At 63.4% G+C, this 23,339-nt stretch carries 25 protein-coding genes and 1 pseudogene; 12 read left to right on the top strand and 14 right to left on the bottom strand.

All coding sequences use genetic code 11. The annotated features are described in order from the left end of the window. Positions 1 to 108: 108 nt before the first annotated feature. The 3 genes from FFF93_RS07230 to FFF93_RS07245 all read right to left on the bottom strand — a co-directional run bounded on the left by FFF93_RS07230 (position 109) and on the right by FFF93_RS07245 (position 4,294). Positions 109 to 537, bottom strand: a complete 429-nt coding sequence (locus FFF93_RS07230; RefSeq protein WP_138769514.1) for an ester cyclase — start codon at positions 535 to 537, stop codon at positions 109 to 111. Between the two features lie 1,167 nt (positions 538 to 1,704). Beyond that, positions 1,705 to 3,810, bottom strand: coding sequence for a M56 family metallopeptidase (locus tag FFF93_RS07240; RefSeq protein ID WP_138769513.1), 2,106 nt, complete (start codon positions 3,808 to 3,810; stop codon positions 1,705 to 1,707). Between the two features lie 40 nt (positions 3,811 to 3,850). Continuing rightward, entirely contained in the window at positions 3,851 to 4,294 is a 444-nt protein-coding gene (locus tag FFF93_RS07245; RefSeq protein ID WP_138769512.1) for a hypothetical protein, read from the bottom strand. Between the two features lie 257 nt (positions 4,295 to 4,551). Between FFF93_RS07245 and FFF93_RS17220 the strand changes: the two genes are divergently transcribed. Together FFF93_RS17220 and FFF93_RS17100 are read left to right on the top strand one after the other, a co-directional pair. After that, positions 4,552 to 4,686 carry a Fic family protein gene (locus FFF93_RS17220; protein WP_261375411.1) on the top strand — a complete coding sequence of 45 codons (135 nt, stop codon included), beginning with the start codon at positions 4,552 to 4,554 and terminating at the stop codon, positions 4,684 to 4,686. Further along, the gene (locus FFF93_RS17100) at positions 4,634 to 4,777 is read left to right on the top strand and encodes a hypothetical protein (protein WP_261375357.1); all 144 of its coding nucleotides are present in this window, start codon (positions 4,634 to 4,636) and stop codon (positions 4,775 to 4,777) included. Before FFF93_RS17220 ends, FFF93_RS17100 begins: the two co-directional genes overlap by 53 nt. Here the strand turns inward: FFF93_RS17100 and FFF93_RS16930 are convergent. Then, a complete protein-coding gene (locus FFF93_RS16930; RefSeq protein WP_186372252.1) occupies positions 4,774 to 5,364 on the bottom strand; it encodes a neutral zinc metallopeptidase in 591 nt (196 codons plus the stop codon). The genes FFF93_RS17100 and FFF93_RS16930 overlap by 4 nt on opposite strands. A 504-nt stretch (positions 5,365 to 5,868) precedes the next feature. On the opposite strand from FFF93_RS16930, the gene FFF93_RS17225 reads away from it, so the two are divergent. Further along, positions 5,869 to 6,093, top strand: a complete 225-nt coding sequence (locus tag FFF93_RS17225; protein WP_395858435.1) for a DUF6884 domain-containing protein — start codon at positions 5,869 to 5,871, stop codon at positions 6,091 to 6,093. A 310-nt stretch (positions 6,094 to 6,403) separates the two neighbouring features. Next, positions 6,404 to 7,867, top strand: a complete 1,464-nt coding sequence (locus tag FFF93_RS07260) for a putative Ig domain-containing protein (protein ID WP_138769510.1) — start codon at positions 6,404 to 6,406, stop codon at positions 7,865 to 7,867. 846 nt (positions 7,868 to 8,713) lie between these two features. Here the strand turns inward: FFF93_RS07260 and FFF93_RS07265 are convergent. Further along, positions 8,714 to 8,860: pseudogene (locus tag FFF93_RS07265) on the bottom strand (dihydrofolate reductase); the annotation flags it as partial. A 300-nt stretch (positions 8,861 to 9,160) separates the two neighbouring features. Here FFF93_RS07265 and FFF93_RS07270 point away from each other — a divergent pair. The 3 genes from FFF93_RS07270 (at position 9,161) to FFF93_RS07280 (ending at position 12,144) form a co-directional block, all read left to right on the top strand. Further along, positions 9,161 to 9,985, top strand: coding sequence for a helix-turn-helix domain-containing protein (locus FFF93_RS07270; protein ID WP_138769509.1), 825 nt, complete (start codon positions 9,161 to 9,163; stop codon positions 9,983 to 9,985). Positions 9,986 to 10,189: 204 nt separating this feature from the next. After that, a complete protein-coding gene (locus FFF93_RS07275) occupies positions 10,190 to 11,116 on the top strand; it encodes an SDR family NAD(P)-dependent oxidoreductase (RefSeq protein ID WP_138769508.1) in 927 nt (308 codons plus the stop codon). Next, positions 11,113 to 12,144, top strand: coding sequence for an NAD(P)-dependent oxidoreductase (locus FFF93_RS07280; protein WP_261375358.1), 1,032 nt, complete (start codon positions 11,113 to 11,115; stop codon positions 12,142 to 12,144). Before FFF93_RS07275 ends, FFF93_RS07280 begins: the two co-directional genes overlap by 4 nt. 74 nt (positions 12,145 to 12,218) lie before the next feature. On the opposite strand, the gene FFF93_RS07285 is transcribed toward FFF93_RS07280, so the two are convergent. The 4 genes from FFF93_RS07285 to lgt form a co-directional block, all read right to left on the bottom strand. After that, a complete protein-coding gene (locus FFF93_RS07285; RefSeq protein WP_138769507.1) occupies positions 12,219 to 13,193 on the bottom strand; it encodes an aldo/keto reductase in 975 nt (324 codons plus the stop codon). A 163-nt stretch (positions 13,194 to 13,356) separates the two neighbouring features. Beyond that, complete coding sequence (locus FFF93_RS07290) at positions 13,357 to 13,575, bottom strand: NAD(P)H-dependent oxidoreductase (protein ID WP_138769506.1); 219 nt, start codon at positions 13,573 to 13,575, stop codon at positions 13,357 to 13,359. A 135-nt stretch (positions 13,576 to 13,710) separates the two neighbouring features. Next, positions 13,711 to 15,819, bottom strand: a complete 2,109-nt coding sequence (locus tag FFF93_RS07295; RefSeq protein WP_138769505.1) for a transglycosylase domain-containing protein — start codon at positions 15,817 to 15,819, stop codon at positions 13,711 to 13,713. Then, positions 15,809 to 16,762, bottom strand: coding sequence for a prolipoprotein diacylglyceryl transferase (lgt, locus tag FFF93_RS07300; RefSeq protein WP_138769504.1), 954 nt, complete (start codon positions 16,760 to 16,762; stop codon positions 15,809 to 15,811). The genes FFF93_RS07295 and lgt overlap by 11 nt, the downstream gene beginning before the upstream one ends. A 259-nt stretch (positions 16,763 to 17,021) precedes the next feature. On the opposite strand from lgt, the gene FFF93_RS07305 reads away from it, so the two are divergent. Further along, on the top strand, positions 17,022 to 17,384 hold the full coding sequence (locus FFF93_RS07305) for a MarR family winged helix-turn-helix transcriptional regulator (RefSeq protein WP_261375412.1): 363 nt from the start codon (positions 17,022 to 17,024) through the stop codon (positions 17,382 to 17,384). Positions 17,385 to 17,598: 214 nt separating this feature from the next. Here the strand turns inward: FFF93_RS07305 and FFF93_RS07310 are convergent, their stop codons facing one another. From FFF93_RS07310 to FFF93_RS07320, 3 genes are read right to left on the bottom strand one after another with little or no spacing between them, the layout of a single operon-like run. Then, on the bottom strand, positions 17,599 to 18,228 hold the full coding sequence (locus FFF93_RS07310; protein ID WP_222424655.1) for a maleylpyruvate isomerase family mycothiol-dependent enzyme: 630 nt from the start codon (positions 18,226 to 18,228) through the stop codon (positions 17,599 to 17,601). Further along, positions 18,225 to 18,668, bottom strand: coding sequence for an SRPBCC domain-containing protein (locus FFF93_RS07315; RefSeq protein ID WP_186372253.1), 444 nt, complete (start codon positions 18,666 to 18,668; stop codon positions 18,225 to 18,227). Before FFF93_RS07315 ends, FFF93_RS07310 begins: the two co-directional genes overlap by 4 nt. Next, on the bottom strand, positions 18,661 to 19,017 hold the full coding sequence (locus tag FFF93_RS07320; RefSeq protein WP_138769502.1) for a helix-turn-helix transcriptional regulator: 357 nt from the start codon (positions 19,015 to 19,017) through the stop codon (positions 18,661 to 18,663). The genes FFF93_RS07315 and FFF93_RS07320 overlap by 8 nt, the downstream gene beginning before the upstream one ends. A gap of 221 nt (positions 19,018 to 19,238) precedes the next feature. Here FFF93_RS07320 and FFF93_RS07325 point away from each other — a divergent pair, with 221 nt between their 5' ends. Together FFF93_RS07325 and FFF93_RS07330 are read left to right on the top strand one after the other, a co-directional pair. Continuing rightward, positions 19,239 to 19,703, top strand: coding sequence for an SRPBCC domain-containing protein (locus tag FFF93_RS07325; protein ID WP_138769501.1), 465 nt, complete (start codon positions 19,239 to 19,241; stop codon positions 19,701 to 19,703). Further along, on the top strand, positions 19,700 to 20,038 hold the full coding sequence (locus FFF93_RS07330; RefSeq protein WP_138769500.1) for a helix-turn-helix domain-containing protein: 339 nt from the start codon (positions 19,700 to 19,702) through the stop codon (positions 20,036 to 20,038). Before FFF93_RS07325 ends, FFF93_RS07330 begins: the two co-directional genes overlap by 4 nt. A 27-nt stretch (positions 20,039 to 20,065) precedes the next feature. Here the strand turns inward: FFF93_RS07330 and FFF93_RS07335 are convergent, their stop codons facing one another. Beyond that, the gene (locus FFF93_RS07335; RefSeq protein ID WP_186372254.1) at positions 20,066 to 21,250 is read right to left on the bottom strand and encodes a winged helix DNA-binding domain-containing protein; all 1,185 of its coding nucleotides are present in this window, start codon (positions 21,248 to 21,250) and stop codon (positions 20,066 to 20,068) included. Positions 21,251 to 21,582: 332 nt separating this feature from the next. On the opposite strand from FFF93_RS07335, the gene FFF93_RS07340 reads away from it, so the two are divergent. Then, positions 21,583 to 21,885, top strand: coding sequence for a DUF4193 domain-containing protein (locus FFF93_RS07340; RefSeq protein WP_138769498.1), 303 nt, complete (start codon positions 21,583 to 21,585; stop codon positions 21,883 to 21,885). Here the strand turns inward: FFF93_RS07340 and FFF93_RS07345 are convergent. Next, entirely contained in the window at positions 21,882 to 22,130 is a 249-nt protein-coding gene (locus FFF93_RS07345) for a hypothetical protein (RefSeq protein ID WP_138769497.1), read from the bottom strand. The genes FFF93_RS07340 and FFF93_RS07345 overlap by 4 nt on opposite strands. 664 nt (positions 22,131 to 22,794) lie before the next feature. Here FFF93_RS07345 and FFF93_RS07350 point away from each other — a divergent pair. Continuing rightward, positions 22,795 to 23,337 (top strand): hypothetical protein, encoded by a 543-nt coding sequence (locus tag FFF93_RS07350; RefSeq protein ID WP_138769496.1) that lies wholly within the window; start codon positions 22,795 to 22,797, stop codon positions 23,335 to 23,337. Positions 23,338 to 23,339: the final 2 nt, after the last annotated feature.

The raw sequence follows: 23,339 nt of genomic DNA on the forward strand, positions 1-23,339 counted from the left end.
CAAGGGCTCATCCCACCTGGGCCCGATTCGTTCACTCCCAACCGAACTGCAAGGCCCCCTGCGCTCCTAGGGTTATGCAGTTGTAGCACCCAACTGGATTTGAGGTACTTAGTCGGGTGGGAGTTCGAAGCGGGCGCCCAGTTCGGTGAGCGCTCCGAAGAGATCAGGCACACCCCACCATTCGACAGCGCGCCCGTCCTCAAAGCGGAGGATGTGCATGGAGGCTATCTTCACCGGTTTGCCGGTAGCGGCCAACCCCAGAAAGTGCCCTGTGTTCGTCCCCTGCCAGGTTATCCGGCCGGCAACCTTATCGCCTTCGACGACGGTGTCCTCGACGGTCCCCGTGAAGCCGGAGAAGCCGGCATGGAGCCCTTGCATCCAGGAGACAATTCCGGCCAGACCTGGAAGCTGTCCGGGACCGGCACTCCGGTCTTCAATGCCAGTGCTGACGACCTGGGCCAGCGCATCCTCGTCATTTGCGGCAACGGCTGCAATGAGCCGCTCGTACGCCTGCCGCAGTTCTTCACTGTTGCTCATGGTTCCTCCTCGAACGACGCATCCTGGTAGCCGAAATTGCTCTTACGACCAAGTTTCAACACCGCGGCGGGCAGGCACAAGGGCGTCACATATTCAGGTGTCTGCCTCTGGCCCGCGTGACGGCCAGAGGTTTTGCCCGGCTTGTCAGGTGGAGGCGGCGCGCGGTGATGACCATGTCCAGCCATGCGTCGCCGAGCATCCACGCGGCCATAACGTCGGTGAGCCAGTGGTGTCCGAAGTGTACGCGGCTCAGTCCGAATGAATGGCTTTAGCTCATCGGGGCGTCAGGTCCTGTCCGTTCTTCGGCGAGGGGGGCACCATTGGAGCGAAATCGCGCCCCGCCCGGGCGGCCGTTTATGCAGCCTGGCTGGGGGCACCGAAGTGGGCAAAAAAGGGGGTGTGCACAATGTGCACACCCTGGGCTTCGGAGCGGGTCGTACTGGTGACGGACTGGGCCGGATTGGCGATGTTTGCCGGAAAGTGGCGGCTTTTCGACTGCTGGAACCCGGTTCGAGTCCCACCTCGGGCACAGTGTTTCCGCTGTTCAGGGGCTTTTTGGTGTTTCTGGTGGGCACATTGTGCACACTCTTGCCTCTGATCTGATGTTCCGGATGTGCGGGGTCCCGGCAGCGGCCTATTCGGTTTTCTGGGGGAGCGGCTGCCTACGGCGGACCGGGCACCGCCCTGTGGTCCCTTTTCTGGGTTTCATCCTTGTCCGTCCTTCCCTTGAGGTTTGCGTTCATCACTTCATGGTGGCCACGGCCGCGCACGACATGATTTGCTCATTATTCGTTCGATCGACCTCGGGGTTGCGGCTGGTCCGGATTTTCCGTTCTGTTGCCTGTTCATGCAGGAATGCGTCGGGAACGGCATGACATGGCCACTGCTCCGGAGCTGATCATGAGCTCGCAGAGCCTGGCCGGTCGGCTGGCGCGCCGGCGTCGGGGGCGAGTTGTAGGAGTTGGTGGGCCTTGCTGCCTCTGCCTTCCCACCCGTTGATGAAGGCGATGGCGGTGCGGATGGGGGCGGAGTGTCGGGTACTGCTGGGTGTGTATGCGTGGATCAGCGCCCAGAGCTAGTGTGCTGCGGCAGGGTCTAGGCGTTGTGCTGGCACCTCGGCACCTCGGCACCTCGGCACCTCGGCACTTAGGCCTCAGACTCAATGGCTCAGGGCTGTCCTCTGCGATACCGGCGGCGCGCGGCCACTGTGGCGTAACGGACAGGGACTACCAGGCCAACAATCAAGATTGAGACCGCAAGACCACGCTCCATGGCGGTAGACCAGATGGACCAGAGAAGGTTTATAGGGGCCGAGTCAGTGCTTGCGAACCAGAAAACAGCCACACCAAGGGCACAAAACCCCAAGCTCAACGGCCCGGCGATGAAAACTTTCGCAGGACCCGCGACGGGGTCGATCAAACAAAGAATTGCACCCGTGGCTACCCAGCAGACCACGGTCGTCGATACCCACAAGGAGTTAGCCTGAGCAGCAGCCTCGGTTGTCGTGATCGGACCGGTGAGCAGAAGTTGCGAGACTAGGAAAATGCTCCCCGCAAGGCCTGCCGCGAGGCCTAAGACCAGCGGAAACCGGAGCGTTCTGCCGGTCGCTGAAAGGGCGGGGCTCGAATACGTGGCCCCGGATGTGTGGCTCGGGAAATACATCCATTCCCGGGCACCGCGTCGACGTGACATGGGTCCAAGGAGCGCAGCTATGAAGGCCACGACAGTCAGCAACACTGCCAAACCAATTCCTGGCCATTCGTCGTAGCCATCCTGGATCCACATGGAGGCCCCCAACCACCCGAAGCTCGTCAACGCTAGGTCCAGGCTGTCCCCGATCCATGTGGCCACTAGGAAGATAGCGATGTTGAGCAGCACGGCAGGGAGCCAGAAGTGCCATGGACGTGTCACGAGAAGCGCTAAGGGTAGGCAAACAGCTCCGAACGCTGCGCAGATAAATACTGTGCCAAGGCCGGCAATTATGGGGGCGATCAATGTCATGGGGTCCAACAGGGCCGAGGCGTCCTGACCGATCCCTGCCAACGAGATGAGTTGTCCAAGTGCCAAGCCCGCCGACACACCCGCTGCCGTTATGAAGACACCGCACATCGTCTGCGAGCCGGGCCTATTGGTTCCATGAGCCAAGGAATAGGCGAATTGTGATCTCCAGATGTCCAGACCCACGGTCAATCCCAAGAGTGACCCCGTCACCGCCGCTGATGTCCAGATTCCGCCCAGAACGATTTCTGTTCCGGACAGCAATGGAGTCGCCGTGCTGACCACCAGTGGACCCAGAACTCCAGCAAGGAGTCCCGCACAGAGTGCTTGGAGAAAGCTGCTGCCAGTCGCCAGATGTGGCGACTCGAGGACATCGAGCCGTTCGGTCCGCGTCGGGTGGCGCATGCGCAAGCGCCGAAGCCAATTGAGAGGACTGCCGGTGCCCAGCAGGCCCAAACCCGACCTTACGGCCTCTAGCGATGGTAGCTCCGCAGTGGCTCGAAGGTCCGCGTCGTACTCGCGTGCCCTGAGCACGGCGGCCGTCACGATCTCCACAACAACGGCAAGCAATGCCGCGCGCCATAGATAGTTGGGGAGGACGGAAGGGCCCTCCCACAAAGCCCCCACTATTGGGAACAAAAGGGCCAACAGCGCCACGTACCAAGCGCTACGTGCCGTCCAGGCCAGTTCTACGTCCCGGTGCCGGATGTGCGCGAACTCGTGGAGCACTACGCCATCCGCCGGCCCTGGCCGCACCAACATGCCCACGATCTTGGGTGGAAGCGCCACAGCGGGCGAGCCCGGCCTCCCGAACGAGAAGGCGTCGCCCATCCTTGCGGGTCCAATGTACAGCCTCGGCACCCGGAGCAAACTTGCCTGCGAAGCCAACTGTCCAAAACGCTCCACCACCGCCTGATGCTTTGGCATCGGCAGCTCAAGCGTACGACGGCGCCTGATCACAGAGGGGACGGCGTATAACACCGCTACAGCGAGCCCTGCCACCAGGACTGCACCCGCAAATGACCACAAACCACGCCTGAACTCAGTAGGAGCCGTGCAGCCCCGTTGCTGGTCAACTTCCAAGGCTAAGCAGTTATTGAGCGCCTGTATCCACTCTTTCCCCAGGACTACGTTGTGCATCCAGGAACCCACGAATAGGCCAACGCCAAGGAGGGCGGCAATGAACAGGAGATACAACCCCGTGGTCGGTGCCGGAAATGCAAGTACATTGACACGGCGAACCACCACGGTTGAGGCCAACGGGTTCTTTTCCACACTTCCACCCCTCTACTGGGCTTACAGGCTAAAGAAAGAACTAGTTGCCAAGCACCCCAATGATCGCGTTTCCTAACAGAACAGCTTTGTCCTCGTCAAGCCCCAATCGGGCGGACTGCTCTTTGGCAGCCGCAAAAATTTGCGCCCGCTGTGCCTTGGTTAGATCCATCTCATCAGGCGGAGATGCCTGGTCGGTACGCCCCCGCAACACTCGCTTCAGGGCATCCGAGATGGGGGATTTGGCCGCATCTTTGGCGACGTCGCGTAGCAGGTCGCCCACGAAACCAATGACAAACTCGGCTACTGCCATGGCGAAGGGAGTCAACAAGACCAGTTCAAGGCCGAATCCTACTGCTTCGTCTTTCTTGATGAGCATTAGAGTCGATTGTGGATGTGCATAGTATTCCTCAACGACTTCGTCGAACGTCATCAACTCATCGGGCGCCGCACGATCAATGACCAACCTGGCCAGCTCGGTAATCAACTCGCGTGACTGGTCCGCTGGCAGGTCCGTTCGTGGCTCTCCCACGGGGTTCTCCCTTAATGAGATTCAGCCAGACTGTGAGGCGTCTGTGGTGGGAGTTATTGTGCCGCTAACAGGGAGGGAGCACAAGTGCTCCGGAGGCGCTTTGCACGCGCTGAGGTGTTATGGGAGGGACAGAATTACACGGCCAGCAGTCCAAACTTCCGAACCGGCAGTCGTTCCTTCTTGCCGGACAACTTCCAGCGGACAATGAATAGCTGAAGGCCGCCGTCCTTCTCGAATCCGCCGCCCGGAACCACCCTCTCGTGGACGGGAACAAGCGCACCTCCTTTGACCCTGATGGTGCTATTCCTGTGGCTGGACAGCTACCGGCACGACTTCAACACAGATGACGCCTTCGCCCTGGTTGTCGGTGTCACCGAGGGCCGCCTCGGGCTGGAAGAATCCAGTCCCCGGATCGGGGCCCGCATCTGCTCCCGTTAGCCGTTGTAGATAGGTGTCGCCGGGAAGTATTGGTTGCATCCCCGGAGTCCGTAGTTGTACCCGTAATCAATGGAGTCGGACCGCTCTTGTAGTGTTCCGTGGTCCCTGTTGACTTCAGATTCCGATGAAGCGATGGTCGTTAGAAGCCGCTGGATGTCGCCTAGATCGTTGGGATACTCCAGGAATCCGGACTGTTGGGCGAAGTACACCCAGGCGCCGGCAATGCAGTCGGCCTGATTCTCCAGCTGGATGCTCTCCTGGAGCGTACTGCCTGGCGGTACCCCCATGATGTTCTGGATATGGTGTCCCCATTCGTGTGCGTAGCCGACAGCGGGGGCTGCGTCTCCGATCTCCGAATAGAACAGCCACAGGCTGTCTTGACCCGTGTAGATCGCCCGATCGCCGCCGCAGTACATGTAGGACAAGTGGTTGTATGCGGCAATATTGCCATCCGATGCACGGCAGGCGGTCGGGCCGGCCTGGTCCGCGGCTATGTAGTAGAAGTTGGAGGGCCGGTTGGCGGCCCCGTAGAGCTCGTCAAACATTGGCGAGATGAGCGCGAGGATGTGGGTCAGGTAGGTGGGCATGTCGGCGTAGTTGTGACATCCCTCGTGGGACCCTCCCGGGCAGAAGACCTGCGGTTGGTTCGCTGCGAGTTCTTGGGCGGTCGCCGGAGCGGCAGCGGCAATTTTCGTGTTGGTAGGTTCCGGAGTGCGTGTGACCATCACGGTTGCGGCCGTGGAGGGCATCACGTCTGTTGGCTTGACTGTGGGGGTGGCTGCCGGTGTCCCGCTGGACGGCGGTGGTGGGGGAGTCACGGACACGGTTTCGGTTACCGTCTGAGTTGCGGTGGGTCCGGTGGCGCCAGGAACTGCCGTGCACGATGTCAGGAATACTGTCGTAGCTGCGATGAATAGGGTCGGGGCAACATGGCGGTTCATGGCTGGGTCCTCTGCTTAGCTGAGACCGCAACAGATGCCCATCCATCCCCTGTGCGTCAGGGTAGCGGCTCGGTTCAGGCTTGTCATCCCCTCAACACAAGAGGCATCGGATAGCGGCCGGCGCCGGCCCGCGAAATCTACGTCTCGCGACTGTTCAAGAAGGCCTCCGCGTACGCCGAACTGACCTGCGACCGCTGGTACATCCTCTCGGCCAAACACGGTCTCCTCCACCCTGACGAGATCATCCAACCCTACGACATGCGGCTCGGAACGAACCATCCGACATCGCCGCCGGCGTCCGAAACCAGCTCGCCCTCGAACTCGCCGACCTCCAAGACGCTTCACTGGTCGGCCTGGCGAATGTTGCCCCAGTAGTAGTGGCCCACAAGACAGGTACCCTCCAGTGGTGACCCAGAGGCGGCTTGGTCCATACACTTCGGTTTAGCCGTTATTTCGGCGGCCGACCATTTTACGAGTGCCCGTCGGCACCCGTTGGTCTCGGCGCAACATCGGCCCCGCAGAGGAGGACCCGATGAGGTTCTCAACAACATTGTCCCTGCCACACCAGCGGCGGGCTTCCGTCCGAAGCCAGGAAGAACTGGGCACCGGCGAACGCCGGTTCCGCCGGGGGGCATCCGCATCCCTCCGGTTCCGGCGGCGAGTAGCCATCATCAGCACTATCCTGATGGCACTCATGCTTGTCGGCAATATCCCGGCGACTGCCGCGGCCACCGTGACCTCCACAATCCCGGTCGGGCCAAATCCGCAGGGCGTTGCGTTCAGCCCGGACGGGTCGACAGCCTACGTCACCGACAATCACGGCGTCTCGGTCATCAGTGTCCCGTCGGGCACCGTGACCTCCACGATCCCGGTCATATCGGAAGCTCTGGCGTTCACCCCTGAAGGGTCGACAGCCTACGTCACCAACTACGGTTCCAACACGGTGTCCGTCATCGGTGTCGCATCGGGCACGGTGAACTCCACGATCCCGGTCGGGTCTCCACGCGGTGTCGCGTTCACCCCGGACGGGTCGACAGCCTACGTCACCAACTACAGTTCCAACACGGTCTCCGTCATCGGTGTCGCGTCGGGCACGGTGAACTCCACGATCCCGGTCGGGACAAAGCCGCTCGGTGTAGCGGTCAGCCCGGACGGGTCGAGAGCCTACGTCACCAACCCCGGTTCCAGCACGGTGTCCGTCATCGCTGTCGCGTCGGGCACGGTAACAGCCACGATCTACGTCGTGGGGGCGCCCGGCGGTGTTGCGTTCACCCCGGACGGGTCGAGAGCCTACGTCTCCAACTACGGTTCCAACACGGTGTCGGTCATCGGTGTCGCGTCGGGCACCGTGACCTCCACGATAACCGTCGGGTCGGCTCCGTGGGGTGTTGCGGTCAGCCCGGACGGGTCGACAGCCTACGTGGCCAACCAAGGTTCCAACACGGTGTCTGTTATCGCTGTCGCATCGGGCACGGTGACGTCTACAATCCCGGTCGGGGACAGTCCGGCGAATGTTGCGGTCAGCCCGGACGGGTCGACAGCCTACGTCACCAACTACCTTTCCAGCACGGTGTCGGTCATCACGGTGAACCCGGCGCCCCCGGTGTTCACCGCGGCCACACCCCCAACCACCGCCACCGTCGGTGCGGCATACACCTACACCTTCACCGCCACCGGTAACCCGGCATCGCACTTTACGGTGTCCTCGGGTTCCCTGCCGGCAGGTCTGGGCCTGAATACGACCACCGGTGTCCTTTCCGGCAACCCGACCACGGCCGGCCAGGCAACTTTTACGGTGAATGCCACCAACGGGGTCAGCCCTGACGCGGTCACGGACTCCATCACGATCACCGTGAACCCCGCACAGGCAGCCCCGGTGTTCACCGCGGCCACGCCCCCGACCAAAGTGAGCACCCGCACCTTTTACACCTACACCTTCACCGCTACCGGTAGCCCGGCCCCAACCTTCCGCGTATCCTCCGGCGCACTGCCAACAGGGCTGAGCCTGAACTCCACCACCGGGGTCCTCTCCGGCACCCCGACCACGGCCGGCCAGGCAACGTTTACAGTGACCGCCACCAACGGGGTCAGCCCCGACGCGGTCACATCACGCATCACGATCAAAGTGAACAAAGCCCCGGCCCGCTGAGCGAAAACCACGCCGACACCCGGCAGAAGCTGCGAAACGACGGCGAGCTCACGTCGGCGCCAGCTCATTGCGTTCGCGGATGAAAACCCGGACGGCCGTTTAAGCAGCGGGTTGGAGTCGGCGAAGCGGTCAAGAAAGGGGGTGTGCACAATGTGCACACCCTGGGCTTCGGATCGGGTCGTACTGGCGTCGGACTGGGCCGGATTGGCGATGTTTGCGGGGGACTGGCGGAAATTCAAGGGCTGGAACCCGGTTCGAGTCCCACGTCGGGCACGTGTTTTCCCTGTTCAGGGGCTTTTTGGTGTCTATTCGTGTGGACAGTGTCCACACTCTCCAGCCTCTGATCTGATGTTCCGGGTGTGTGGGGTCCCGGATACACTTATTCGGTTGTATGGGGGAGCGGCCGGCTACGGCGGACCGCGGACCGCCCGGTGGGGGCTTTGCTGGGAGTTCATCTTTGTTCGTCCTTCCGTTTGGTTTCGCGTTCACCAGTTCATGGTGGCTAGGGCCGCGTACAACATGACTTACTGATTATTCTTTCGATCGGGCTCGTGTTGGGGCCGGAGACGGTTTTTCGCTCAGGTACCTGTTCATGCAGGAAGGCGGGCGGAACGGCATGACCTGGCAACCGATCCGGAGCCGATCATGAGCTCGCTGAGCCTGACCTGGTGGTGGCCGGGCCGGCCTCGAGTGTGATTTGCAGGAACCGATGGGCTTTGCTGCCATGGCCTTCCCAAAAGTTAATCCGCCGCCGCAGCCATGATTTTCCCGTCACCGCCGCATCCGCCCGTCGACGTGGGGCCGCTGGTGGTGGCGTCCTTCCTCGACCGCGCGGAGGAACTGGGCTCAGCGCCTCGTCTCGTACCGGGTCAGGACCACGCCGTCGGGAAACGTCCGCGTCTCCACCAGGTTCAGGTACGCCCAGCTGTCCAGCGAGGTGAAGAACGGAGTGCCGCCGCCCACCAGGCCCGGATGGGTGGCTAGGGAGGCTTCCAGCGGGTAAGGGGTGGTTCAGGAAACCTTGGCCCCCAGGAGTCCAAATATCGATCCAACGCCCATCTTCCAGACTGTCGACGTACTGGTGCCGGATTGGGCCGGATTGCGGAGGTTCTCGGGGGAGTGGCGGAAATGCAAGGGCTGGAACCCGGTTCGAGTCCCACCTCGGGCACAGTGTTATCTCAGTTTCAGACGGGTTTTCGGTCCCCCGACAATGGACCTCACGGCAATGGATAGTTACCTTGCTTGAGTTCGGCAGCGCCGCGTTTGATGAGCGCCCGGGCGTAGATTAGGTCCGTGGCAAAGAACAGCGCTTTCGGAGAGTACCTGCAGGCGCGCCGAAAGCTTGTCCGGCCGGAGGACGTCGAACTGCCCAGCTATGGACGGCGCCGGGTTCCGGGTCTTCGCCGTGAAGAGGTTGCAGGCCTAGCAGGCATCAGTGTGGATTACTACGTGCGCCTGGAGCAGGGCAAAGACCACCACCCATCCCCGCAAGTACTCGACGCTCTGGCACGCGCCCTGCGTCTGGACCCGCCCTCAACCGTCCATCTACACCGGCTCGCGCAACCGGTCCTGCAGGCCGTGGCCAGTCCTGCGCCGGCCGGGGTGGCGGAAGGTTTGTCGTATTTGCTCGTCACGCTGGCGCACGTTCCTGCCTTCGTTCAGGACCGCTACATGAACGTCCTCGCCGCCAATCCGCTGGCCGTTGCCCTGTCACCGAGAAACGAACCCGGCACGAACGTGTTGCGGGCAGCATTTTTGGATCCCGCCGAACGTGAGCTCTACGAGGACTGGGAACACGTCATGGAAGACGCGACCGCGGGGCTCCGCGCAGCTGTGGGGGAGCGCATCAACGACCCACAACTCGAGGCGCTGGTCATTGAGCTATCAGAGCGCAGCACGTACTTCCGCCAGCTTTGGGGGCGCCACGATGTCCGCCCCAAGGTGGCGGGCAAGCGCCTGCTGCATCACCCGGTGGTGGGCGAACTCGAGCTCTTCCACGAAAAACTGGCCGTCACCGGAACGGACGGTCAGCTCCTGGTCATTCACCACGCCGAGCCAGGCAGCGCCTCCGAACGGGCACTGGAACGACTGGCCCGGACACTCCCGGGCACGGCCTAAACCTCCAGCCATGGCGGATCCAAATCACGCCAAAGGTAGCCACGGTATTCATATGAATCACAGGGTTCTGGCTGCCTGATTCCTGCGGGAGCACACTGAATCCCGGAGCTGCCTAGACCCCGTGCTCCTTCAGGCTTGCAGCCGAAGGACGCCGGGCGGCTCCTGCGAAAAACACCTCCCACCTGCCGAAAGAAGACCAACCCCATGGCAAGAATCACCACCCGGTTCGGGTTTAGCTCCACCACCTCGGATGTCACCGAGGGCATCGACTTCACCGGAAAGCGCGTCATCGTCACCGGCGGCGCCTCCGGCATCGGAATCGAAACAGCGCGCGCGTTCGCCAACATCGGGGCCGAAGTCACCCTGGCGGTGCGCAACGTCAAGGCCGCGACGCCAGTAGCGGAAGAATTGCGCGAGTCAACAGGTAACAGCAAGATCTTCGTGGGCCGAATGGACCTGGCCGACCTGTCCACCATCACCGAATTCGCCGACGAGTGGACCGGCCCGCTGGACGTGCTGGTCAACAATGCCGGCATCATGGCGCTGCCCGAACTTGAGCGAACCCCGGAGGGCTGGGAAATGCAGTTCGCCACGAACTATCTGGGCCACTTCGCCCTCGCACAGGCCCTGCATGGAGCCCTCGCCGAGGCGGGGAACGCCCGTATCGTGTCCCTGAGCTCCAGCGGACACCTGTTCTCCCCGGTCATCTTCGATGACCCTCACTTCAACTTCATCCCCTATGACGCTCTTGTCGCCTACGGGCAGTCCAAGACCGCCTCAACCTTGTTCGCCGTGGGCGTCACCGCACGCTGGGCCAAGGACGGCATCACTTCCAACGCCGTCATGCCTGGGGCCATCGCCACAAACCTTCAGCGCCATACCGGCGGCCTGCGCACCCCCATCGAACGCCAGAAAACTCCCCAGCAGGGTGCGGCGACCACCCTGTATGTGGCGACTTCCCCCGAGCTTGAGGGCATCGGCGGACGCTACTTTGAGGACGTCAACGAGGCTCGTACCGTGGACCACCGAGGCCCCGACTACACCGGCGTGGCACCCTACGCACTCGATCCGGCCAACGCTGAGCGCCTCTGGGATCTCTCGACCGAACTCCTGGCCGGGAAGACTGCATGAAAGCCATCAACCCCTCCACGCAGAAAGACAACGACATGACCGGCAGCGCCGGCTCACCTGACGCAACACCGACCACACTGGCGAACACCCCCGGCACTGCCTTGGAACTGAGTGTCGGCTGGGTCGGACTCGGAGACCAAGGTGCCCCCATGGCACGGGCCATCGCCGAGGCCGGCTTCGAACTGAACGTCTGGGTCCGACGCGAGGCTTCCCTGGACGCTCTTGACGGACTTCCTTATGTCCGACACGACACCCTCGCCGCGCTCGGCGCAGCCAGTGACATGGTCGGATTGTGCCTCCGCGAGGACTCCGACGTCGAAGAGGTCCTCACCGACGGCGGCCTGCTAGGAAGCCTGCGGCCGGGCACCATCCTCGTCAACCATGGCACGGGACTTCCGGGCTACGCCGCCGCCTTGGCCGAGCGGGCCGCCGACGTAGGGGTCCTCGTCCTGGATGCACCGGTCAGTGGCGGTCGGCCCGGAGCCGAAGCACGTCAGCTGACGACTATCGTCGGCGGCCCCAGCCACGCGCTGGCCACGGTCCGGCCCGTCTTTGAAGCGTTCTCCAGGAAGGTCTCCCACATGGGCGCCGGCGGGTCGGGTCAGACAGGAAAACTCATCAACAATGCCCTGTTGATGATGAACCAGAAGAACGTCCAGGACATCCTGGCCCTGGCCAACAATCTGGACCTCGACCTCGGCGCGCTAACGGACCTGCTGCTCTTCGGAACCGGCCGCAGCTTTGCCCTCGAGGCACTCACCGGTGCCGTCACCACCACCAATGCCGACCACCTTAAGGACCTGCAGATCATCGACATGGACATCTTCGCTGCGGCCATGACAAGCCTCGGTCAGGACGTCACAGCCATCGACACTTACGCACGCTCCGGCGCCCGCGGCCTGCCCTCTGCCGCCCACTTGATCGCCGGGGCGCCGGTGTCTTCCACCGGTAGCGCGTCCGGCTCCCCGCTGGGCGCCACGAGTAGCTGTTGTCCTGGTGCGTCCCGGACGCGGAAAGTCTTTGGGTAACGCGCCGGTAGGCCCGGTAGTCCGGGCCTACCGGCGTTACGGTCCGGAGGACCGGGCCCTATCGATTGAAGTGCTTAGTATCCGGCGACGGCGTGTGGGACGTAGGGGCTCTCCAGTTCCGCCTTTTCCTCCGGGGTGAGCGTCAGCTCCAGTGAGGCTATGGCGTCCTGGAGATGGGCCGGTTTGCTGGCGCCGACGATCGGCGCGCTGACCACGTTGTTGGCCCGAACCCACGCCAGGGCTATCTGGGCGCGGGGCACTCCGCGGCGTTCGGCGATGTCACGCACCGCCTCGGCGACCGCCCGGTCGCTTTCCTCGGTGGTGTAGAGCGTCTTGCCAAATTCGTCCTTTTCCGAGCGGTTGGTTTTCTCGTCCCAGTCCCGTGTGAGCTTCCCGCGTGCCAGCGGGCTCCAGGGCAGAACCCCGATCTTCTGGTCGGCGCATAAGGGGAGCATTTCGCGTTCCTCCTCCCGGTAGACCAAGTTGTAGTGGTCCTGCATCGTGACGAAACGGGTCCATCCGTTCAACCGCTGGAGGTACAGGGCTTTGCTGAACTGCCAGCCGGCCATCGATGAGGCGCCAATGTAGCGGACCTTCCCGGCTTTGACGACGTCGTGGAGGGCTTCCAGGGTCTCCTCGATCGGCGTGGCCGGGTCCCAGCGGTGAATCTGGTAGAGATCCACGTAGTCTGTCCCCAACCGGGTGAGGCTGGCATCAAGTTCCGCGAAGATGGCCTTGCGCGAGAGCCCCCGCCCGTTCGGGCTCTGGCGCATCGCTCCGTGCACCTTGGTGGCGATGATGGTTTCCTCCCGGCGGGTGAAATCGGCCAGAGCCCGGCCCACTATTTCCTCGCTGGAACCGTTGGAGTAAACGTTGGCAGTGTCAAAGAAGTTGATGCCTGCCTCCGCGGCCTGGCGGATCAGGGGGCGGCTCTCGTCCTCTGGCAGGGTCCAAGCATGTGTGCCCCGCCCCGGGTCCCCATATGTCATGCACCCCAGTGCCAACGGTGAGATGTCCATGCCGGTGTTTCCGAGTTTGATGTATTCCACGCCTTCTCCTCCGTCAAACAGTCCCGGGCCAGGCTGCGGCCCAGGCCCACGGTATGTGAAAAAGTCCGCTTTGTGGGAACCGCCCAGCCGGATTACACCCTGCCGACCAGAGTGATGGGCGCCCGCGGGCTCCGGACCATACCCCGGCCGGCGGGCGCCTATGTCATGACACGTGCTCGGGCACGGAGCTTGGCTCCAGCAGGCGGCGGTAGTCCCGGGCGAGGTCCTGCAGCTGTTCATCTGTCAGGTCGCGTACCCCGTGCAGGACAAAGGGGCTGAGCCATTGCATTCCAAGCCGACGGGCCGTGGCTTGCAGAGGGATGAGGATGTCAAAAGACTTCGCCACCATCCCGTAGGCACCGGGAACGATGAATGTGTCCAAGGCGCCTGTCTGTCCGGCTGCAGCTTCAGCGGTTAGATAGTGCCCGTTGGAAGCGCGCTTGGCTTTGCCGTCGGCGGAAACCTAGTGGTGCCGGACCGGCCTCGCTGCGGCGGAAGGCCAGAGGCAGCAATATTCTCACCGCACCATTGATGAAGGGGGCAGCGGCAACTCATCCGCCGGGTACCGCTGCGCCGCGGCGTCCATCAGGCGGCCCCATTGGCCGCCGGCAATGTCGGCGCCGTCCACGCCCACGTAGTACTTGCCGTTGATGGTGATGTCCTGGTTGACCCATTTCGGCCCGATGCCCTGGTAGCTACCGAACCAGGATGCTGTGGCAATGGCGGAGGTCGCACCCACGGTCCACGTCATGGTGTTTCCATCGGTGGTGCCGGTCTTGGCGAAGATGTCCGAACTCTTGGAGACCGGGATGTTCCAGCCCGAGCCCCGGGTCAGCACATTCTTCAGGGCGTAGGTCACGCCCGCCGCGACGTCGGGATCGATCGCCTGCCGGCAGTTCCCGTCTGGCACCGGATAGTTCCGGCCATGCGGCCCGGTGACAGACTCCAGGGCAACCGGGTCACAGTGCACGCCGTTGGCGGCGAACGTGGCGTAGGCATTTGCCATGGACAACGGCGCGACGTCCTGGGTCCCGATCAGGCTGGCGACGCTGGACAGGTCGTAGGGCTGGTTCGTATGTCCGTTCACGACTCCGGCCGCCGTCGCCATTTTCTGGATATTGCAGAAATCAAGCTGCGCAGCGGATTGGAAGGTGATCGTATTGATCGACTGGTAGAGGCCCTGCAGGACGCTCATGCGGACGTAATGGTCCGGGTCGTCGTTCGGCAGGAGGTGGGTCCCGGCTGCGGGGTCGTACGAGCCTGTGGTGGTGCCGCAGGAGTTCTTCCAGGGAAACCCCGCTTTGTAGAGGCGGACCGACCCATCCAGCTGGGTAGCCATGGATTTGCCGGAGTTGAGCCATTCAGCAAAGATGAACGGCTTCATTGTGGAGCCGATCTGGAATCCGCCAGCGCCATCGAGCGGCTGGCCGTTCGCATCGCGCTCCGGTAGCGCGAAGTTTCCCATGTAGTTCCCCGGTGCCGTCTCGGGGTTGTAGACGGTGTTCTGCGCCATGGTCAATACCTTGCCGGTGCCAGGTTGTACGCTGACCAGCGAGGAACCGCGCTGCAAGGGATCGGAGGCGGCCATGGCCGCGTTGACCTGGTCCTGGGCGACCTTTTGCAGGGTCGGGTCCAACGTCGTGCGGATGGTTAGACCGCCCAGGTACAGGAGCTTCTTGCGGGCCGCTTCGTCGGCGCCGAACTCGGGATCGTTGAGAATCAACCGCTGGACGTAGTCGCAGAAATACGGCGCCGTTAAGGCGCCGAAGCATCCCTGCCTGTTTGGATGGACGCTGAGTCCGATGGGCGCATGGGTGGCCGCGTCGTGTTGGGCCGCGGTGATGCGCCCCTGCTGGAGCATCTTGTCCAGGACTTCGTTGCGGCGGGACACCACGTGGTCGGGCTCGGTGAGCGGGTCGTAATACACCGGGCTGTTCACGACGCCGGCCAGGGCTGCGGCTTCGGGCAGCGTCAGATCGCTGGCGGGCACATTAAAGTACTCGTGGGCGGCCGCATCGATGCCGTAGGCGCCGTTGCCGAAATAGACGACATTGAGGTAGCCCTGCAGGATCTGGTCCTTGGAGTAGGTCTTCTCCAGGGCGATGGCGAGCTTCATTTCCCGCAGTTTGTCGCCGATCGTCTTGGCGTAGCCAAGCTTGACGTCGTCACCTTTGCCCTGCGCGACCAGGGATTCAATGATCATGTTGTTCACATACTGCTGCGTGATGGTGGAGGCGCCTTGGCGGCCTCCCTGGGCGGTGGCCACGAGGGCCCGCAGGATCCCGGTGGTATCGATTCCGCCGTGATGGTAGAAGCGTGCGTCTTCGATGGAGACGATGCCGTCCCGGATGAACGGGGACATCTTGTCCAAGGTCACGGGCGCGCGGTTTTCGGCGTAGAAGGACGCGATCACTGATCCGTCGCTTGCCAGAACCTTCGAGGCGGCGGGCGGCGCGTTGAGGTTCAGGTCGTCGGGGAGCCGGTCGAACATGCCGATGGAACTGCTGACGGCGGATCCGGCCATCGCCGTGGCAGGCAGGAAAAGCCCTGCGACAAGAATTCCGCACGCGGCCCCGGCCGCGATGAACGCCAGGACAGCACGCCAGCGTGACCTCCTATTCGGCATCACGGTGCTCCCCGCGCGTGGTCGAGGCCGGCTCGGGAGTCTGGGCGGATGCGGGCGCCGGGTCGACGGCGGGAGGCGCGTCGCCGCCGTCGGGCGCCGGTCCAGGAAGCGCGACCGAGCGCTGCCGACGGAACGTGAGCAGGAACCCGGCCGCGCCGGCGAGGAAGATCAGGGCTGCCACCCAGGTGTTTACCCGAAGCCCCAGAACCAGGTTGGCGTAGTCGGAGCGCATCAGCTCAAAGGCGAAGCGACCGGCCGTGTAGCCTGCGACGTACAGGGCAAAGATGCTCCCGGCGCCGAGGCTGAACCGCCGGTCCAGGTAGAGGATCAGCAGGCCGACGGCGACGCACCAGAGCGATTCGTAGAGGAATGTCGGCTGGAAGTAGCCGAGGACCAGCGGGGTGCCCGAGGCGTCGGTGACGGCAGAGCCGGAACCGTCCATCTGGTGGATCTGCAGTTTCCACGGCAGCCCGGTCGGGTCGCCGTAGAGTTCGTTGTTGAACCAGTTCCCCCACCTGCCGAGAGCCTGGGCAAACAGCACGCCCGGGGCCACCACGTCGAGGAAACCGACAAAGGACACTCCGGCCCTGCGGCAGCCGATCCACGCACCCACGCAGCCCAGCGCGATCGCGCCCCAGATGCCCAGGCCGCCGTCCCAAATTGCGAACGCGTTCCAAGGATTCTTGCCAGGGACGAAATAGAGTTCCGGATCGGTGATCACGTGGTAGATCCGGCCGCCGATGATTCCCGCCGGCACCGCCCAGACGCAGATGTCCAGGACCTGGCCGGGGCGGCCGCCGCGGGCCAGCCATCGGTGGGACCCCAGCCAGACCGCCAGCGCTATGCCGGCCATGATGCAGAGGGCATAGAAGTGAATGGTCAGCGGTCCTACATGGAAGGCGCTGACGGTCGGGGACGGAATGAAGGAATCACCGGCGGTCATAGCGGTCCTGTCTAAGAGATGGCGCGGCAGGACACGGACAAATTGGTTCTGCCACAGAATTATTCTAGGACCGACTGTATCGGGCTAAGCTGGGCAGATGATGAGGGCCGCAGAATCCGCACCGGAATCCGAGACTGCCGGGGGTACGGCCCACGCATGGTCGTTAACCGGGGTGATCACCCGTCTGCGCCGTGTCCTGCGTTCAAGCGTGCGTCAGGAGTTTCCATGGGAATCACTCCCGATGGCCCAAGTGGAGATCATGCAGCGGCTGGCTGATGAACCCGGGCTGGGCATCAGCGGCCTCGCGTCACGGCAGCGGCTGGCAGTCAACACGGTCAGCAACCTGGTCCAGCATCTGGTGGTTTCCGGGCTCGTCGAACGTCTCACCCGCCCGGGCGACCGTCGCTCTGTAAGCCTCAACTTGACGGACGAGGGAACGTCGGTGCTCAACGCATGGCAGGAGGCGAATGACCGCCGCATTGGGCAGGCGCTGCAACGACTGCCCGAGGATTCCCAGAGGGCCATCGAAAACGCCGTCCCAGCCCTTGCGGCCCTTGCAACCCTGCTGGAGTCCGACGACCAGGCCCAGGGCGAACGCACAGACGCAGGCAGAGCACCTTAACGCCCCGGGCCACGCCACGTTGGCCCGCAAGTAGTGCATTTCTCCTGACTGAGTTGCCGCGGACAGCCTCTGTCTCCGTCGGGAAGAAATGATGAAGTCACAGGGGTCAAACGCAGCGCCCCGGTTCTAATATGATTTTTAGGATGTGGCTCCGGGCAGCTGTTTTCGGGGGCCGGAGCCACATCCTTGTGCGGCGGGACGTCGTACCGCCGGATCAGATGGTTGTGAACCGAACGGCTGCCGCGCCGGTGAGGGCGCCCGGGGGCATTTTCCGGTTCATGAGGACCATGAGGAGGTGGTGGGCAGCCCCCTGGAGAGGCTCACCGTCGCCAAAGCCCCAGTCGAGGTCGTTGGCTTCGAATCGGATGCCAGCCAGGTCAAGCCGGAAGTGTTTCTGGCTGAGCGGGCTCGTTGCATGGTCGAGGACCGTGAGGAGGTTGGCGTCTCTGACAGGGTGTTCGATGCCAAGCGGGATTGTAACGTCCAGGCCGTGGACGATGTCGTGGGTGAGTGCTCCTTGGAGGCCGCCGCCTGGTGGTTTCCACTTGGTGTTTTCATTTGCCTGCCAGCGGTCGAGCAGCGTGCTGACGGGTGCCCGGGCATCGTGGCGGGCGACGCGATCTGCCATGCGGGTGAAGTTGCCGCGGGAGCGGATCATCTCTACTGCGAACTGTGGGGTAGAGAGGCGCAGGGGCATGGTCATGTGTGCAACAACTTCGCGGACCCGCCAGCCCTTGCACAGCGAGGCGGTGTCCCAGTCCTGGTGGGTGAGTTCTTTCAGGATATGGCTGAATTGCCGCCGCTCGCTGGTTATGGCGGCCATGAGGTCGTTGCCGGGGCTCATCGGTTAGCTCCGGTCCGCTCGGTCAGGTAGGTGTCGAACCGATCCAAGGAAGTGAGGAATCCGGCCTGTGCGGCGGGGTCCATCATTGGCGCTGGGACGTGGGTTTGCACTATGTCGACTTGGGTCCGGCGGGTTCCAAGCTCCGTGAAGGTGATAGTCACGGTCATCCCGGAGTGGTCTTCGATCCAGGACAGTCGATCCGGCGGGTTCACCTCGAGGTACCGAGCGCTGGTCGGGTAGGTGCTGCCGTCGCCGTCGTTGACCATAACCGTCGTGAAGGCACCTCCGACGCGGGCGTCTACGGTGATCGTCTTCAAGGGCGTGGTGACGCCGATCGGGCCCCAGAAGTGAGTCAGATGCTCGGGGTCGATCATGCAGTCGAAGACCAGCTGCCGCGGCGCCTCGAAGGTGCGGGTGAAACGGAGGGTGTTCTCATTCATTGTGATCTCCATTCAGGGGTTCTTGCAGGGTGCGGAGGTGTTGGTCGAGCTTGTCGAAGCGCTCCGACCAAAGACGCCGGTTTTCCTCGATCCAGTCCGCCGCGACATTGAGGGCCTGTAACTCCAAGTGGCAGGGGCGGAACTGGGCCTGCCGGCCCCGGCTGATCAGCCCCGACCGCTCAAGCACCTTCAAGTGCTTGGATACGCCGGGAAGGCTCAGCTTGAACGGCTCCGCCAGTTCATTGACTGTTGCGTCACCACGTGCGAGCCGGACCACGATTGCCCGCCGTGTCGGATCAGAGAGTGCGCTGAACATCGCATCCAGCTGCTGTTCTTCCGCTACCGTCATAAGGTCCTCCCATATCTCTTCACGTGGATTACTTTACTGATCGGTTAATTAACCGTCAAGCAAATAAACGTTTGCTTGGCCGCCCGGCCCGTTGGGGGGGGGTTGCTTCGAAAACGCAGCCCTCCCTGGCCATTCAGGAAGAGCAACCAATGGTTGCGCATGCAGGAGGGATGCCCTAAAGTCAGGTGCAACCAAAGGTTGCACCTAGATAGGAGAACGCCATGGAGTTCGCCAGCATCGAGAGAGAGATTCACATCGACGCCGCCCCCGAGGTGGTGTACGGGGTCATCAGCATGCCCGAGCACCTTCGGGAGTGGTGGCCGGATAAGGCAGAGATCGAACCCACGGCCGGCGCCACCGGAGTCATCTCATTTGGTGACCGGTCTGCGCCAGACGTCAAGATCGTGGCTCTTACGGTGGTGGCGGCCGATCCGTTCCGGCGGTTCTCCTTCCGGTGGGTATACGACGACGGGGAGACCGCGACGCCAGCCAACTCACTGTTGGTAACCTTCGACCTGATTCCATCAGGTGTCGGCACACTGCTGCGCTTTACTGAGACCGGGTTCCGCGAGAAGGGCTGGGAATCGGCCGTCCTCGAGAAGCAGTACCGCGAGCACGCCAGCGGCTGGGACTATTTCCTGCCCCGTCTCCTCACTTACGTCGCTCGGCTGGTCTCGACGCCGTGAACACCGCCATCGACGACGAGCTGTGGTCGGCGGTGGGGGATTCGACCCGGAGACGGATGCTGGACCTGCTGCTGACCGACGGCGAAGGCACGGCGACCACGCTGAGCCGCCAACTGCCCATCACACGTCAGGCGGTCGCTAAACACCTCGGCGTCCTCCAACGAGTCGGAATGGTCCAGGTAACGAATTCAGGACGGGAGCGCATCTTCGAGGTGAGCCAGGCCCAGCTCGCCCGCGCCGTCGCGCAACTGTCATCAGTCGGGGCCGCGTGGGACGCCAGGTTGCACCGCATCAAGGGAATCGCCGAAGCAATCCAGCGCGACCAGGAGCGATGACGCACCATTGGATTCGGGCAGTCGTGGTCAGGCTGCCGGGGTGGCGCCGTCGAGCGGGTTGCGCATCACCCCGGTTCGCCGACCGAACGGCACCATCTGTTCGTACTCCCGCACCGGAATGCTGTGCCCGAACCAGAACTCGCCGGTCTCGGCTACCAGGTCGAGGACTCGTCGCTTCACTGCCGACGCCGGGTCGAACAGCATCACCCGCCCGCCGCGGGCGGGTGATTCGGTCAGGTCCCAGACGCCGGTGACCCGTCCGTCTTGGAGCACGACCGAGGTGGCATTTCCGCCGCGGTCGTAGACCAGAGCCTCATGTTCCGCGTCGATGAGCCGTGCACGTTCGCGATAGCCCATCGTGTACGGGTCCAGTTGTGGCAGCAGCCGGACTAGGGGCGTACGTCCTCCCGGGACGGGCTGTCCATCCTTGGTGTCGTAGGTTTTCAACCACTGCTGCCCGGCGGCCGGGCCATTGATGGTCTGCAACTCGTCGGCCATGCGGCCGAGTGCGGCCCGGACCCGTTGAGCCGGCAATCCCGTCCACCACACAACATCTGCAAACGACACGGGCCCGTAGCTTTCCACGTACCTGCGGATGAGCTCATCCGTCGCAGTCTCGCCGTCGTAGGCAGCCAGGTCCAGGTCCGGGAAGGCGTGGTCCCAGCGACGGTACCGGTAGCTGGTGCTGGTGCGACCACCGGCCGGGCGATCGCGGACGATTCTCGCCTCATCGCACAGGAGCGCCACCACGGCGGCCAGATCGGCGTGGTGCACCCGGGAGCGCAGTTCCGACGTGGTCAGCGACTCCTGGCCCAAGGCCTCAAGAACGAGGGGTGCGACGCGGCGAAACACGCCCGGATCGAGGCGAAGCCACTTCCGATCGCGGCCCAGGGTGAGCTCAACGGTCGCAGCGAAGGCAATCTGGGCCATGGCCCGGGTCAAAAGGAACACGGTTCCACGCATGACTTTCAGCCGGACAAGCGAGCGGTGTTCATAGACCTCGATGTCGAGGTCGTCGGTCGTGAAGTCGCCGATTCGCGCTTTCAATGACAGGTAGGGCGTTCCGGGCAGAGTCGAGTGCAGCCCGACGGTATCGCGCGCCACCCGCAGCACACCCTCCGCCGAGGAGGTGACCGGCGAGTCCAGGTGGTGCCGCCATGTGGCAGTTGCGGTCAGGTTCGGGGGACCTGCCGAGCGCGCTGCGTGTGCCACAGGGCTATCGTGAGCAGGCCGGTATACTCCTGCCAGAGCCGTTCGGCCCGAAGCCGCACCGGGGGCAGCCCAACACCCATATGCATCGGTGCATCATGATGGTCCACCTGTCCCGCCAGAGCCTCAGTGCAGGCACGGCTTCGGACTACGGAGGGCTCTGGTGCCGAGGAGCTAGTGTCCACACTTTGGATCGCGGACGGGTTGCTTGGGGTCGTTTCAGCGTTGCCTCGCGTACCCTGTCCGGCGGGGTCTGGGCGGGGTCGGGAATTCCAGGGCCGTCGTATTCGTTGCAGTTCCGTCAGACAAGAACGCCAGAAAAGAGAAGCACCATAGTGGCAACCGATTACGACGAAGTACGTTCCGATGTCAAGGAATCCCAGGAGCGCTCACTCGAGGCGCTGCAGTCCGCCAACGCCCCGGACGCCCGCAGCGTCGTCCGAGAGCTGGACGAGTCCGACGCACTGGACGAGGCCATGACCCCCGGCGGGGAATTTGTCGCGGAGGAACTTATTGTTCAAGTCATCCCGCAGGCAGAGGACGAGTTCACTTGTTACTCGTGTTTCCTGGTTAGGCACCGGTCCCAGCTCGCACGCGAAAGCAAGGGCCATTCGTACTGCGTCGAGTGCGAAGGCTAGTCCGGGTAGCTAGCAAGGATGTAGTCGCCGGCTGCGGGACCGGCCATTCGTCGTCGGCTGCCACTGGGATCTATCCCGTGGCGCCGGATGGCGGACCGGAAGGCAAAGTCTTCCACCGGCTTGATGTTGTGCAGCATGCACCAGCTGGTGTACAGACCGTAGAGGCAGTCCGGTCCCAATGGATCGTGCGTTTCATCGGGGACTGTGGCGTCCAGGAGGAATCGTGTGATGTGCGAGGTGGCCATTCCGGGCTCCGTTCCTCGGGTGCATCCGTGGTGCCGCCGTGCTGCTACAGCGGCTCTCTTCGTGGCCGTGCACCCGGCCGTGAAGGACCAAATACCCTAGGGTTTTTGGACTCTCTGAATTTACGTCGCCTTCGAGAGCGTGTCCAGAGTGGTCATCAGGCGCGAATGTCCCGCTGGGATCAAGGGGGAGTGGCGTGTGTCGGGTGATCCGCATCCGACGTTTCAGTCCAAAATGTCCGGTTCTGCAACTGCCTTCCGGTACCACCATCAGAACCGCCGGCTGCTTGACGGCTCCAACGGAGCCCGGACCGGTGTCTAGGTGGCCAGGGCTTGGCACTACAAGAGACCGCCAGTTACTTCTTCGCGAAGATCCCTGCGCCCTCCGGACCAGCATGCGCCCTACTCGGTCTAATCGCCAGCGGGCCAGCCGTTACTTCCGGCGGCGGCCTGGCGACGCCGCGACCGTTTGAACGGGTCGAACTGGCGCCGGACTGGGTGGATCGCGAAAGTTTGCGGGGGGAGTGGGGGAAATTCCCGGGTGGAACCGGTTCTGGCCCCACGCAGGGCAGGAGCCTTGTCTTCGAAGCCACCCTCTCAGGCCCGTCCGGTACCCTCTGCTTAGCGCCAGGCACCGAGGGCCGCGGCAGGGAGAGGATGGTCACCCGTGTTTTCGTTCCAAACCGGATACCCGATGTGGCCGGCGGGGCCGCATTTTGTCGGGCTCAAGATCGCCTTGGCGGCCCTGGCCATCGCCCTGCTACTGCGCATGCGCCGGCGGGTCTGGGCGCGGTTGCGGGGCCTGGAGTGGCGGCGGATGGCCCTTGCCTGTGGTGCCGCAGCCGGACTCTTCTACGCAGTCTGGATTTTCTACCTGAGCGGCACGATGCCCGCGGTGACGGTTGCCTACAACTGGAGTACGGCCTGGCTCGCGCTGGACGGGTTCGAGGCTGTTGCGGCGCTCCTGACGGCGGCCTTCTTCTTCAAGGGAAGTCCGTACGCCGCACTGAGCGCTGCAGCCTTCTCCACGAGCCTGTGCATCGACGCACTCTTCGACGTCGCCACCGCGGCCCAAGGCCCGCCCCTGACGACGGCGATCCTCGAGGCCGCCCTCGTTGAACTGCCGTTCGCCGGCCTCTCCGCAGTCCTCGCCGTGAAGCTCCTTGCCGCGGGGCGCCAGCCGAGTCGGCCGAGCCAGCCCCGCGGCTGAAG

It is taken from the genome of Arthrobacter sp. KBS0702 (assembly GCF_005937985.2).
Classification (GTDB): domain Bacteria; phylum Actinomycetota; class Actinomycetes; order Actinomycetales; family Micrococcaceae; genus Arthrobacter.